General features: G+C 39.4%; 12 protein-coding genes. 4 read left to right on the top strand and 8 right to left on the bottom strand.

Features of this window, described 5'->3' with window-relative positions; translation table 11 throughout:
• Nucleotides 1–33: 33 nt before the first annotated feature.
• From qoxD to ACIQCO_RS20885, 5 genes are all read right to left on the bottom strand, one after another.
• Nucleotides 34–318 carry a cytochrome aa3 quinol oxidase subunit IV gene (qoxD, locus tag ACIQCO_RS20905; RefSeq protein ID WP_400432065.1) on the bottom strand — a complete coding sequence of 95 codons (285 nt, stop codon included), beginning with the start codon at nucleotides 316–318 and terminating at the stop codon, nucleotides 34–36.
• 2 nt (nucleotides 319–320) lie between these two features.
• Nucleotides 321–917 (bottom strand): cytochrome aa3 quinol oxidase subunit III, encoded by a 597-nt coding sequence (qoxC, locus tag ACIQCO_RS20900; protein WP_400432062.1) that lies wholly within the window; start codon nucleotides 915–917, stop codon nucleotides 321–323.
• A gap of 3 nt (nucleotides 918–920) precedes the next feature.
• Nucleotides 921–2,864, bottom strand: coding sequence for a cytochrome aa3 quinol oxidase subunit I (gene qoxB / locus ACIQCO_RS20895; protein WP_400432059.1), 1,944 nt, complete (start codon nucleotides 2,862–2,864; stop codon nucleotides 921–923).
• Between the two features lie 57 nt (nucleotides 2,865–2,921).
• Nucleotides 2,922–3,839 carry a cytochrome aa3 quinol oxidase subunit II gene (gene qoxA, locus ACIQCO_RS20890; RefSeq protein ID WP_400432056.1) on the bottom strand — a complete coding sequence of 306 codons (918 nt, stop codon included), beginning with the start codon at nucleotides 3,837–3,839 and terminating at the stop codon, nucleotides 2,922–2,924.
• Between the two features lie 340 nt (nucleotides 3,840–4,179).
• On the bottom strand, nucleotides 4,180–5,181 hold the full coding sequence (locus ACIQCO_RS20885; RefSeq protein ID WP_400432053.1) for an LLM class flavin-dependent oxidoreductase: 1,002 nt from the start codon (nucleotides 5,179–5,181) through the stop codon (nucleotides 4,180–4,182).
• 167 nt (nucleotides 5,182–5,348) lie between these two features.
• Here ACIQCO_RS20885 and ACIQCO_RS20880 point away from each other — a divergent pair, with 167 nt between their 5' ends.
• The 3 genes from ACIQCO_RS20880 (at nucleotide 5,349) to guaC (ending at nucleotide 8,515) form a co-directional block, all read left to right on the top strand.
• Entirely contained in the window at nucleotides 5,349–6,161 is an 813-nt protein-coding gene (locus ACIQCO_RS20880; RefSeq protein ID WP_400432049.1) for a S1C family serine protease, read from the top strand.
• 220 nt (nucleotides 6,162–6,381) lie between these two features.
• Nucleotides 6,382–7,365 carry a ring-cleaving dioxygenase gene (locus ACIQCO_RS20875; protein WP_400432046.1) on the top strand — a complete coding sequence of 328 codons (984 nt, stop codon included), beginning with the start codon at nucleotides 6,382–6,384 and terminating at the stop codon, nucleotides 7,363–7,365.
• 166 nt (nucleotides 7,366–7,531) lie between these two features.
• The gene (gene guaC, locus ACIQCO_RS20870; protein WP_400432043.1) at nucleotides 7,532–8,515 is read left to right on the top strand and encodes a GMP reductase; all 984 of its coding nucleotides are present in this window, start codon (nucleotides 7,532–7,534) and stop codon (nucleotides 8,513–8,515) included.
• 121 nt (nucleotides 8,516–8,636) lie between these two features.
• Here the strand turns inward: guaC and ACIQCO_RS20865 are convergent, their stop codons facing one another.
• The gene (locus tag ACIQCO_RS20865) at nucleotides 8,637–8,837 is read right to left on the bottom strand and encodes a cold-shock protein (protein ID WP_024028776.1); all 201 of its coding nucleotides are present in this window, start codon (nucleotides 8,835–8,837) and stop codon (nucleotides 8,637–8,639) included.
• Nucleotides 8,838–9,075: 238 nt separating this feature from the next.
• Between ACIQCO_RS20865 and ACIQCO_RS20860 the strand changes: the two genes are divergently transcribed.
• Complete coding sequence (locus ACIQCO_RS20860; RefSeq protein ID WP_400432039.1) at nucleotides 9,076–9,525, top strand: S1 domain-containing RNA-binding protein; 450 nt, start codon at nucleotides 9,076–9,078, stop codon at nucleotides 9,523–9,525.
• An 83-nt stretch (nucleotides 9,526–9,608) separates the two neighbouring features.
• On the opposite strand, the gene ACIQCO_RS20855 is transcribed toward ACIQCO_RS20860, so the two are convergent.
• On the bottom strand, nucleotides 9,609–10,973 hold the full coding sequence (locus ACIQCO_RS20855) for an Nramp family divalent metal transporter (protein WP_400432036.1): 1,365 nt from the start codon (nucleotides 10,971–10,973) through the stop codon (nucleotides 9,609–9,611).
• Between the two features lie 225 nt (nucleotides 10,974–11,198).
• Nucleotides 11,199–12,254 carry an ABC transporter substrate-binding protein gene (locus tag ACIQCO_RS20850; protein WP_400432033.1) on the bottom strand — a complete coding sequence of 352 codons (1,056 nt, stop codon included), beginning with the start codon at nucleotides 12,252–12,254 and terminating at the stop codon, nucleotides 11,199–11,201.
• Nucleotides 12,255–12,333: the final 79 nt, after the last annotated feature.

The raw sequence follows: 12,333 nt of genomic DNA, 5'->3' as shown, positions 1-12,333 counted from the left end.
TCATGACAATGACGCTCCTTTTTCGTTGCTCTATTAAATATAACCCCAAATCATGCACAATAATGTACCGAAAACGGTGACCAAAGCAATAATTAGTCCGTAATAGACGTTCGTATATATAGCTCCCTTATCCTTCGTTTCACCAGCATGCATGAATACAACAAGCTGTACGGCAGCTTGAATGAAAGCTGTCACAAGGAGAATGGTCATGCCAGTTGTTATGCTCATGTCTAAAAAATATACTGCCATTGCGATTGTGGTAAGGAGGATTGAAAAGACAAACCCCATCACCTGCTTCATCGGGAATAATTCTTTCATGTTTACATCATTCCTTTCAGATAGACGAAGCTGAAAATAAAGATCCAAACGACATCTAAGAAATGCCAGTAAAGCGAAAAGATAAATGATTTATTCGCTGTTTCAGGGGTTAACCCGCGCTTTTTCACTTGCAAAATGATGAATAATCCCCAGAATAAGCCAAATGTCACGTGCGCTCCATGTGTACCTAATGTCGTTAATAGTGCAGCAGTGAAGGCACTGGTTTGCAGACCTGCCCCAATGTGTACATAATGAACAAACTCAAAGATTTCAAAACTTAAAAATCCAAGACCTAGTAGCAATGTAATTGTAAAGAATGCTAGCATCGCTTTCTTATTCCCGATCCGCATCGCATGGATTCCAAGACCAATGGTAAAGCTACTTGTTAACAGCAATATGGTTTCAATTAGGACGGGAGTGATTTCGAAAATCTCTGCCCCTGAAGGACCTGTTCCTGTACGGTCCACTAATGTGAAATAGGCTGAAAAAAGCGTTGCAAACAGCATAATTTCTGCTCCAAGGAAAATCCAAAAACCCAAGATTTTATTACTATTTTCTTCCGTACTATATTCAAGTGGCAGCGAGTTATCTATTTTCATTTGTTAAGCACCTCGCAAATTATTTTCTGTCTCTTCGATTTCATCAACGGAAATGTAATGACCATGATCTTTTTCAAAAGAACGAAGTCCCATACATACAAAGATTCCGATAGTTGTCAAAATAAGTGGTATCCATAAGCTGAATACAAAGGAAAATCCCCAAACAAAGAAAATACAGCTCATGATAAACGGTACACCACTATTATTTGGCATATGAATTTTTTCATATTCACCTGGAAACAATTCATGACCATGTTTCTTTGCATCCCATAATGCTTCAGATGACTTCACATGCGGCAAAATGGCAAAATTATATGAAGGGACTGGAGTATGTGTTGCCCATTCTAATGAACGTGCATCCCATGGATCTGCTGAAATATCCCTTGAAGCGTAGCGAGTGCTGTAGTAGATGTTGTATACGATTAACGCAAACCCTACAGCAAGTCCTGCTGCACCAATAAACGAAACCATATTCCACGGTCCAAATCCAGTTGATTCGGAATAAGTGTACATCCGGCGTGCCTGCCCATCCAATCCAGAGAAAAACATTGGGATAAATGCCAATAAGGTACTCATGGAAATAATCCATGCAGACAACTTACCAATTTTTTCATTTAACATAAACCCAAACATTTTTGGCCAATAGTACGTAAGGCCAGCCAACATCGCAAATACAACACCAGGAATAATTACCATGTGGAAGTGAGCAACTAAGAACATCGTGTTATGGTATTGATAGTCTGCAGCTGACATACCAAGCATAACCCCTGTTACCCCGCCAATTGTGAAGGTCGGAATAAATAGTAGTGAATATAGCATTGGCGTCGTAATCTCAATTTTACCTTTCCAAAGTGTAAACAGCCAGTTAAATATTTTTACACCTGTCGGAACAGCGATCGCCATAGTGGTAATCGAGAAGATACTATTTGTCAGTGCCCCTTGACCCATGGTAAAGAAATGGTGCGTCCAAACTAAGAATGAGAGAAGTGAAATAATCACCATTGACCCGACCATTGATTTATAACCATAAAGGTTTCTTCGAGCAAAGGTTGAAATAACCTCACTGTAAATCCCAAATGCCGGTAAAATTAAGATATACACCTCGGGATGTCCCCAAACCCAGAAGAAGTTCGCCCAAAGCATATCCATGCCGCCATTCGTCGTAGTAAAGAAATGCATTCCAAATAATCGATCCATGGTTCCCATTGCCAGTAATACGGTTAATACTGGGAACGCAAAAACGATGATCGCATTCGTTACTAATGAAGCCCAAGTGAACATCGGCATTTTCATCAATGTCATCCCTGGTGCTCTCATTTTTAGAATGGTCGTGATAAAATTGATCCCCGTCATTAATGTCCCAATACCGGCAATTTGAATCGCAATCATATAATAATTCGTCCCTACCGATTCACTAAAATCGGTACCTGCCAGCGGGAAATACGAAGTCCATCCGGCGTCTGGTGAGCCTCCGATAACAAAAGAAATGTTAAAGAGCATTGCACCCATAAAAAACAACCAGAAACTTAAGGCATTTAAACGCGGGAACGCTACGTCGCGCGCCCCTATTTGTAATGGCACAACAAAGTTCATTAATGCCATAATAAATGGCATCGCCATAAAGATAATCATGACGACTCCGTGTGTAGTGAAAATTTCATTATAGTGCTGAGCATCTAGCAGTTTGTTATCCGGAACAGCCAGCTGTGCCCGCATCATAATTGCGTCCACCCCACCGCGGAATAACATTAAAAGTGCAGAGATTAAATACATAATCCCAATCCGTTTATGGTCAACTGTTGTTAACCATTCTTGCCATAGATAACCCCACTTTTTAAAATAAGTTACCCCGGCGATGATTGCGATAACTGTTAGACCAATAGCAACCATCGAGGCATAAATCACAGGACTTGGATTTGGGATGGCAAAGCGATCAAAGAAATCCATACTAATTTGACTCCTTTCAGGAGAATTTTTTTCCAATCGTTTCAAACATTAAAACTATTAATGGTGATGATGTTCTGATTCTGAACTAGTTTCATTTGCTTTTTCATCTTTTTCCATGTTCATAGAATGACCTGAACCATGGTTGTGTCCACCATGTTCACCTTCAGGCGGCGGCAAAAATCCTAAATGGGTTCCAGTGTACGTGGACTGCCCCAGATGACCCGGTTTAAGTAATTCGGTAAATTTGTCTTCTGTCAAAGGTTTTGCGGTTTTCTTAACCTCTTTAACCCATTTATCAAATTCAGTCTCAGACATAGCCTTTACATTAAACGTATTTTCTGCAAAGCCCTTCCCGCTAAAGTTCGCATTACGCCCCATGTATTCACCTGGAACATCTGCTGCTAAGTGCAGCGTGTTGACCATGTCAGACATCGCGTATTTTTGTCCTCCAAGCTGAGGAATCCAGAAACTCGTGATTGGTCCATAGGAATAAAGCTTAAATTCAATTGGCCGGTCTGTTGGAATGTACAAATAATTAACTGTTTCAATGTTTTCTTCCGGATAACTAAAATGCCATTTCCAATTTGAGGAGGATGCGTAAATTATTAATGGTTCTTTATCACCATACCCCGCCGGTTTCGCTTCAACTTTATAGTTACTTTGAACAGATACAATTGAGAGGAAAATGACAATTAGTACTGGAATTCCTACACAAATTGTTTCAACTAGCAAACTCCCTTCAATATGGGGAGGCTCATAATCTTTACTTTGTTTCGATGCACGATATTTTGTCAGCATAAATATCAGGATACCAAAAACGGCCAGAACAATAATCGACATAATTCCGATTGACAGCATAATGTCCTTGGCTTGTGTGGCTGCCTGCGGTCCTTTAGGATCCAAAACCTTTAATGGTTCACAACCCGTTAGCACAGTGGCTATAGTAAAAAGAAGTGACAATAAAGCCCATTTCATTTTATAGTAATTCCCCTTTCTATTATTCTAGAAAACCAATTTTTAGATTAATATGTGATATAAATCACACTCTTGACTATATCTTAATACCAAAACGTTAGAAAGGACACCTCCAAATGGAATGTGTCACCGAATGTTCATAATCACCTTTTCAACAAAAAATTATCGAGCAAATCATTAGCATTTTGAATGAAAATTTACTATGATTGATAGTTTTGGTGTTCGATAAACTACGAATAGTGATGGCTAATATTAGGATAACAATAACAAAGGCACCATCCAATTTTTGGATGGTGCCTGACACTTTTTTCTCCTTCAGCATTGGTATATTTTTATTTCATCATTCCCCATCTACCACTGCTTTTAATATTTCATACGAGCGTTTTTGTTTATTAGGATCGTAAATATAGGACACTGCCATGACTTCATCAACGTTATATTTTTCTTGAAAACGGATCAACTGTTGTCTGACTGTCTCTTGGCTTCCCATTAACGTCACACTTGACATCGATGCGGCCATTTCTTTTTCCATCGGATTCCAAAGCTCATCCATGTTTTCAACGGGCGGCTGTAACGGATTCCGCGAACCACGGACCACATTCAGGAAAAATTGGTGCTTCGTTGTTGATAACCAGTTGGCTTCTTCATCTGTCTCCGCTGCAATGACATTTAAACAAACCATCATATATGGTTTGTTTAAATACTCTGACGGCTTGAAGCGGTCACGATAAATCGAAATCGCTTCTTCCATGAATCTTGGGGCAAAATGGGAGGCAAATACATAGGGAAGACCCAGACTAGCTGCCAAATAAGCGGAATCTGTGGAAGAGCCGAGAATATAGATCGGTATATTCGCGCCAACACCAGGATAGGCTCGCACATAATCTTGCTGTTCTTCCGGACCAAAATAGGTAAGCAAGGCCTTTACATCATTTGGAAATGTATAAACAGAATCATTTTTCGAGCGTCTTAGCGCATTTGCCGTCATCATATCGGTACCAGGTGCACGGCCTAGACCAAGGTCCACACGATTCGGATAAATCGTCGCCATCGTTCCGAATTGTTCAGCTACCACTAACGGGGAATGGTTAGGAAGCATAATCCCCCCCGATCCAACACGGATGTGATTGGTATGCTCTAATGTATGTTTAATTAAGATTGACGTTGCTGAACTGACGAGCGTCGGAGTATTATGATGCTCCGCAATCCAATATCGTTGATACCCCATTTTTTCTGCTGCCTGCGCAAGATCCACCATTGCCTCAATGGCTTGCTTAGAAGTCTGTCCCTCCCGTACCGGGGCGAGATTTAAGACAGAGACAGGTATATGAATGTTTGCCATGTGAATTTGTCCTTTCATTAAAAAGATTACTACTATAGTATCAATTGAAATACAGGAAACAAACCTAAATGCTTACGGAACCAAAATCAGTCTAAATCACTTTATTTAAATCCATCTGTAAAAATTGTTATAATAGGAATATACAACCATCTAAAGAGGAGTAATAAATGGAGAAGGAAAATAAAGAGTATAACCAAGAACAGTCGGAAGAAGAAATGGATTGGGAAGTTTTTTTTGCAGGAGAAGAGCCCCAAGAATGGGAGAAAGAAAAAGCGCAAAGAAAAAAGCGGAAAATAGTTATCGGTAAAATAGTTAGTTCACTGCTCGTTTTTGCCCTGTTAATAAGCGGATTAGGGATGTGGTTTGATGTCTTTAATCTCCCCGCTTTCCGTTTTATTGAGGTGTCAAACAGACTTTCGAAAAAACCGGAAGTAAGTGAATACAAGAAATCTGTCGTGACCATTGAATGGAATGGAGTAAAAGGAACAGGCTTTAATGTCGATTCCGAAGGATTAATCGTAACAAATGCACACGTTGTCGAAAACACAAATAGGGTGAATGTACATTTAAATACTGGAGAATCCTTTGTAGGTAAGGTCATCACAAAGCATCCGGAATTTGATCTTGCTATTGTTGATATAGAGGCCAATAACCTGCCAGTTTTGCATCTTGCTGTTGAAAAAGAGTGGGAGAAGCAGGTAGGCGAGAAAATTACCTTTATTGGGAACCCGTTAGCCTTTACCCAAATAGCAAATGAAGGCACGATTGTAGGTAAAGTCATGTTAAAAGACATCGATGCTCCGGTTATGATGATAAATGCGCCCATCTATAAAGGAAATAGTGGAAGTCCAGTTATAAATCAACATGGAGAAGTAATTGGTGTAATCTTCGCCACAATACAGGATCCTGCTGTTGAAACAAAAGAAATTATTGGGGTTGCAATACCTTCTTTTTACATACAGACAATCCTCGAAGAATAGGGACGCGCACCTTGTCCCTACCCTATCCATTGACAGCAAAAATAAAGCGTGATATTATTTATCTTGAATTTGAGATATCTTAATTAAAGGCAGTTATCATGCAATTTTTCATTATATAACTGTTTGATTCCTCTAAGGATGCCTTTTTTCCTGAGTAGGAAAACAGCTAAAATGGAAACATATTGATACACACAAATTGAGAATTATTGGAGGAGATAAAATGAACGGATTAAAAGGAATTCACCATGTTACAGCGATTACCAGCAGCGCAGAAAAGAATTATCAATTTTTCACGTATGTTTTAGGGATGCGTTTAGTAAAGAAAACGGTCAATCAAGATGACATTCAGACCTATCATTTATTTTTTGCCGATGATACTGGCAGCCCTGGCACTGATATGACTTTCTTTGATTTTCCTGGCATTCCAAAAGGTGTCCATGGGACGAACGAGATTTCAAAAACTTCTTTCCGTGTACCAAGTGATGCTGCCATCGAATATTGGCTAAAGCGCTTTGACCGTTTAGAAATTAAGCATACAGGTATCAAAGAACTTTTTGGCAAAAAGACGCTGTCTTTTGTTGATTTTGATGACCAGCAATACCAATTGATTTCAGATGAAAACAATCAAGGGGTTGTGAGCGGTACGCCATGGCAAAATGGACCGATTCCATTAGAATTTGCAATAACTGGATTAGGACCCATCTTTGTTCGCGTGGCAAACTTTGATTACTTTAAAGAAATGATGGAAAAAGTTCTATTATTTAAAGAAATTGCAAAAGAAGGTTCTTTTCATTTATTTGAAGTGGGTGAAGGCGGTAATGGAGCCCAAGTGGTTGTCGAATATAATACAGTTCTTCCTCCTTCCCAACAAGGTTTTGGTACCGTTCACCATGCAGCCTTCCGTGTTGAAGACCGTACTGTCTTGGAAGAATGGATAAAACGGATTGAAGGCTTCGGGTTTGGTTCCTCTGGATTTATTGACCGTTTCTTCTTCGGATCATTATATGTAAGAGTTGCCCCGCAAATCTTATTTGAATTTGCGACAGACGGCCCCGGATTTATGGGAGATGAACCGTATGAAACACTTGGAGAAAAATTATCCCTCCCTCCATTTTTAGAACCAAAACGAAATCAAATCGAAAAAATGGTCCGCCCGATTGATACCGTAAGAAGTACAAAAGAAATAGTGAAAGAATACAATTAAGCCCTTTTCACTTTCTTCAATCAAAATAAAAAAGCCCACTTGGCTTTTTTATTTTGTCTCCTCCCCTCTTTTCTCTTTGACATCCTGCAGAAAATAATGTACATTACCAATGTACGAACGTTTTTATAATAATTAACTTAAATATTCGTGTTTAGGGGTGCTCTTTATGGAAAATGTATTTGATTACGAAGATATTCAGTTGATTCCAGCAAAATGTATAGTAAATAGCCGATCTGAGTGTGATACAACTGTTACTTTAGGCGGCCATAAATTTAAATTACCCGTTGTGCCTGCAAATATGCAGACAATCATCGACGAAAAGATTTCGGTATATTTAGCCGAAAATGGCTACTTTTATGTGATGCATCGGTTTGAACCAGAGAAGCGCCAAGATTTTATTAAAGATATGAAATCCCGCGGATTAATCGCCTCGATTAGTGTTGGTGTGAAAGAGGAAGAATATCAATTTATCCAGCACTTAGCGGAAGAACAGCTTACGCCGGAATTCATTACCATTGATATCGCACATGGTCATTCCAACGCTGTGATTGAGATGATTAAGCATATTAAGAAGCATTTACCGCAAAGCTTTGTTATTGCTGGAAATGTCGGAACACCAGAAGCAGTAAGAGAATTAGAACATGCTGGTGCAGATGCGACCAAAGTGGGTATTGGACCGGGGAAGGTATGTATCACCAAGATTAAAACTGGCTTTGGAACAGGCGGCTGGCAATTGGCGGCACTGCGTTGGTGTGCCAAGGCAGCTAGTAAGCCTGTTATTGCTGATGGCGGGATTCGGACTCATGGGGATATCGCAAAATCCGTCAGATTTGGTGCCACGATGGTCATGATTGGTTCCTTATTTGCTGGTCATGAAGAATCGCCAGGAGAAACCGTTGAGAAAGATGGCAAACTCTATAAAGAATACTTTGGTTCCGCTTCGGAATTTCAAAAGGGTGAAAAGAAAAATGTCGAAGGCAAAAAAATGTTTGTTGAGTACAGGGGTTCATTAATCGATACTCTGATTGAAATGGAACAAGATTTGCAGTCCTCTATTTCATATGCGGGAGGAAACAAATTAGAATCCATCCGTAATGTCGATTATGTCGTCGTTAAGAATTCCATCTTTAACGGAGATAAGGTCTATTAATAGGAATGAATGTTAGCTCCGATGAGCGGTACTTTGGTACCTGCTCATCTTTTCTTACCCATGGAAGATAAATCAAAAAAAGACTCTGCAAGAGAGTCTTTTTATCTATTGGTTATTATTATTATGCTTTACGAACGTTAGTAGCTTGGGGTCCACGTTGACCTTGTTCTACTTCAAATGTTACTGTTTGACCTTCGTCTAGAGATTTGAAACCTTCGCTTTGGATAGCTGAGAAGTGTACGAATACATCGTCTCCTGCTTCGCGTTCGATGAATCCGAATCCTTTTTCTGCATTAAACCATTTTACTTTACCTTGTTCCATTGTTGTTTCCTCCTCGTGTGCTTGGCACACATTGTGTTACTATCCTTGCTTAGTTCTTCAAGACAGAAAGTTTAAAACTTAATAATCCTACCGACAAACAAAAATAATTCTCCCTTACTATAACAGAGATTAAATAGTAATGCAAATTAAGTTTAAAGTAAAAATGAGGAATTGATTTTTTTAAAAAATTTGATATAATTTAAAGTTGTTAACTTTATTGAGGGGGAACAATAATAATATGTCAGTTGAAGTCGGCAGTAAAGTACAAGGAAAAGTAACAGGAATCACTAATTTTGGAGCGTTCGTTGAATTACCGGGAGGCTCCACAGGTCTTGTCCATATCAGTGAGGTTGCAGATAGCTATGTTAAAGATGTTAATGACCATCTCAAGGTAGGCGATCTGATTGAGGTAAAGGTGATTAGTGAGAAAGACGGAAAAACTGCCTTATCGATAAAAAAAGCAATAGATCGACCAGAGGGACAACCCTCATCTTATTCACAACGCCCGCCGCGGCAAGGAAGAGCTGATAGCCGTTCAAAAGACTTCCGTTCAAAAGGAAGTTTCAAACCGAAGGAAAATTTCGAGGATAAAATGGCTAAGTTTTTAAAGGCAAGTGAAGAAAATTTATCTAGCCTAAAGCGCAACACGGAAACAAAAAGAGGCGGCAGAGGCGGAAGACGCGGTTAACCCCGCAGCCTCTTTTCACAATCACCATAGAGAAAAAAGAAAGGCAAGCCGAGTTAATCGGTCTTGCCTTTCTTTTTTTCTATTTACCCTAATTCTTGACCGGTAACGATAATATAACCAATTAAAAATATATTCAATGCCACAATCACCACGGTACATACCCATGCTAATATTTTTACTGGTAATTTATTGGCGAATTCCCCCATTTTCTTTTTATCACTTGTAAATAACACTAAAGGGATAACGGCAAATGGGAGTGCCAGGCTTAAAACCACTTGACTCCACAACAGTAGTTCACCAGTTCCTTTAGAACCCGCCACCCAAGTCACAACGAAGGCCGGAACGACTGCTAATAACCGGGTAATCAAGCGGCGAAGCCATGGTGATATACGTAAATGAATAAATCCTTCCATGACGATTTGCCCACTAATTGTTCCAGTAATCGTCGCATTTTGCCCAGAAGCAAGTAAGGCAACCGCAAATAACGTACTCGCTATCCCTACACCTAATGTTGGACTTAATAAGGCATAAGCTGCTTCAATTTCTGATACATCTAAATTTGTTCCATAAAAAGCTGCTGCTCCAAGAATTAAGATTGCTGAATTGATGAAAAAAGCACCTGTTAAAGAAAATGTGGAATCTATTAATGAAAATTTAATTGCCTCTCTTTTTCCTTCAATTGTTCTTTTGTATTGTCTTGATTGAACAATGGAAGAATGCAAATATAAATTATGCGGCATGACCGTTGCTCCTAAAATCCCAAGAGAGATAAAGAGCATGCTGGGGTTTGTGACAATTTCCATTTTAGGAACAAATCCCCCAAATAATGCCGAAATTTCTGGTTTTGAGACAATCACCTCAAAGGCAAATACGACAAAAATTGTTACCATTAACACAATGACAATCGATTCAATTATGCGAAAGCTTTTCTTTTGTAAGTAAAGCAGGAGCAATACGTCCAAGGTAGTAATCGCAATCCCTAATAATAAAGGAATACCGAACAATAAATTTAAGGCAATCGCTGAACCGATAACCTCTGCTAAGTCGGTTGCAATAATGGCAAGTTCCGTTAGTATCCAAAGGAAAAAGCCCGTTTTCTTTCCCGTTGCATCTCTTGTTGCCTGTGCCAAGTCCCTTCCCGTCACAATACCAAGTTTTGCTGACAACGCCTGCAAGAGCATGGCAACTAAATTAGAAAGGAGAATGACAATTAACAGGGTGTAACCAAAACGGGCACCACCTGCAATCGAAGTCGCCCAGTTTCCTGGATCTACGTAGCCAACCGCTACTAAGGACCCTGGCCCGGCAAACGCCAATAGCTTACGCCAAAATCCGCCTTTGTTTGGAACACTCACGGTGTTATTAACTTCTTCTAAACTTTTGTTAGAGCTTTGTTTTAACCAACCCTGCTCTTCTGACACAGGTTTTGTTTGTGTTTGAGTACTCATTAATCATCCCCCCTTAAAAATTGCATTAAACTAAATCAGTTTCCTTAGTGCAACTTTTTAAGTAATGAAGTTTGCTCATTTATATATATGCAAGTATAGTATCATGGTTTCTTGTACTTGTAAATATTTTTTGCCTGCATGCAACTTTTTGTTTCAAACGAAAGATTTCACCTAAAAAGTGTCAGGCACCCTCCAAATTTTTGGACGGTGCCTGACACTTTTTTCTTATTTCACTTTATCAACGAATTTATTTGTGTAGGTTTTGCTTAAATCGATGTTGGCGTCCTTTAGCTTTGGATTAAACGTTGTTAAAATTTCGTACACTTTATCCGGTCCATCGGAAGGCATTTTTCCATCTGGAGAGAACATCGACAAACTGGACTCTAACGCCTTCAAATATAAATCCTTGTCTCCTGCATAATACTCCTTTGGCAGTTGATCAGCAATTTCTTCAGCAGTGTGTGTGTTGATATATTTCAATGTTTTTACAAATGCGTTCGCCAAACGCTGCGCTACTTCAGGATTCTTTTTTACATAATCGCTGCTCATGTACAAACTAGATGCTGGATAGGTACCGCCTAATGTTTCCTTTGTTCCATCGAGACTTTCTAAATCCTTGAATGAAGTGGCAAGGCCTTTTGCTTCTAACAAGGCAATTGTAGGCTGAGAGGTAACAGCTAATTGAATCGTCCCCTGCTCCATTGCCGCAATTAACGGGCTCCCCGATCCTACTGGTACCGGAACGTAGTCTTGTGGACTATTCCCTCCCTTTGTCACCAAATAACTGGCTAAAAAGTTTGTTGATGCCCCTAGGCCAGTAACTCCAATATTTTTCCCTTTAAGGTCGGCTAACGTTTTAATTTTATCCTTTACCTTATTCGATACCATTAATCTTTGACCAGGAACAAGTCCAAATTGGACGACGGTCTGAATATATTTTCCTTGTGATTGAATATCGATGGTGTGATCATAATAGCCTACCACACCTTGAACCTCACCAGCGATTAAGGCCTGCTCTGAATTGACTCCAGAAGCTGTACTTGATAGCTCCACGTCAAGTCCTTCTTCTTTAAAATAACCTAAATTCTCCGTTAATTTAGCTGGGCTGTAAATGATCTTTTCCATGCCGCCCACCATTATTTTCACTTTTGGAAGCTTTTCAGAAGAAGCATCGGTATTTTTAGTTCCGGCTGTTTTATCAGTATTACTGCAGCCAGCCAAAAATAGACTAAGGAGAAGGACAATACAAGTGCCTAATAGTGTAAATTTTTTCATTAACATTTAACAATCCCCCATTTAATTAAAAGTAGTTTTCAAGTTTTACAAACGGAACTACAAGCTTTATAGCTTTAGAAATTTC

This window comes from Neobacillus sp. NPDC093127 (genome assembly GCF_044754175.1).
Lineage (GTDB): Bacteria > Bacillota > Bacilli > Bacillales > Cytobacillaceae > Neobacillus.
This window is presented reverse-complemented; position numbering and strand designations above follow the sequence as displayed.

What these genes read in the sequence shown, in the direction of transcription:
- qoxD (WP_400432065.1), bottom strand. Translation starts at nt 318, where the DNA reads ATGAAAGAATTATTCCCGATGAAGCAGGTGATGGGGTTTGTCTTTTCA.
- qoxC (WP_400432062.1), bottom strand. Translation starts at nt 917, where the DNA reads ATGAAAATAGATAACTCGCTGCCACTTGAATATAGTACGGAAGAAAAT.
- qoxB (WP_400432059.1), bottom strand. Translation starts at nt 2,864, where the DNA reads ATGGATTTCTTTGATCGCTTTGCCATCCCAAATCCAAGTCCTGTGATT.
- qoxA (WP_400432056.1), bottom strand. Translation starts at nt 3,839, where the DNA reads ATGAAATGGGCTTTATTGTCACTTCTTTTTACTATAGCCACTGTGCTA.
- ACIQCO_RS20885 (WP_400432053.1), bottom strand. Translation starts at nt 5,181, where the DNA reads ATGGCAAACATTCATATACCTGTCTCTGTCTTAAATCTCGCCCCGGTA.
- ACIQCO_RS20880 (WP_400432049.1), top strand. Translation starts at nt 5,349, where the DNA reads ATGGAGAAGGAAAATAAAGAGTATAACCAAGAACAGTCGGAAGAAGAA.
- ACIQCO_RS20875 (WP_400432046.1), top strand. Translation starts at nt 6,382, where the DNA reads ATGAACGGATTAAAAGGAATTCACCATGTTACAGCGATTACCAGCAGC.
- guaC (WP_400432043.1), top strand. Translation starts at nt 7,532, where the DNA reads ATGGAAAATGTATTTGATTACGAAGATATTCAGTTGATTCCAGCAAAA.
- ACIQCO_RS20865 (WP_024028776.1), bottom strand. Translation starts at nt 8,837, where the DNA reads ATGGAACAAGGTAAAGTAAAATGGTTTAATGCAGAAAAAGGATTCGGA.
- ACIQCO_RS20860 (WP_400432039.1), top strand. Translation starts at nt 9,076, where the DNA reads ATGTCAGTTGAAGTCGGCAGTAAAGTACAAGGAAAAGTAACAGGAATC.
- ACIQCO_RS20855 (WP_400432036.1), bottom strand. Translation starts at nt 10,973, where the DNA reads ATGAGTACTCAAACACAAACAAAACCTGTGTCAGAAGAGCAGGGTTGG.
- ACIQCO_RS20850 (WP_400432033.1), bottom strand. Translation starts at nt 12,254, where the DNA reads ATGTTAATGAAAAAATTTACACTATTAGGCACTTGTATTGTCCTTCTC.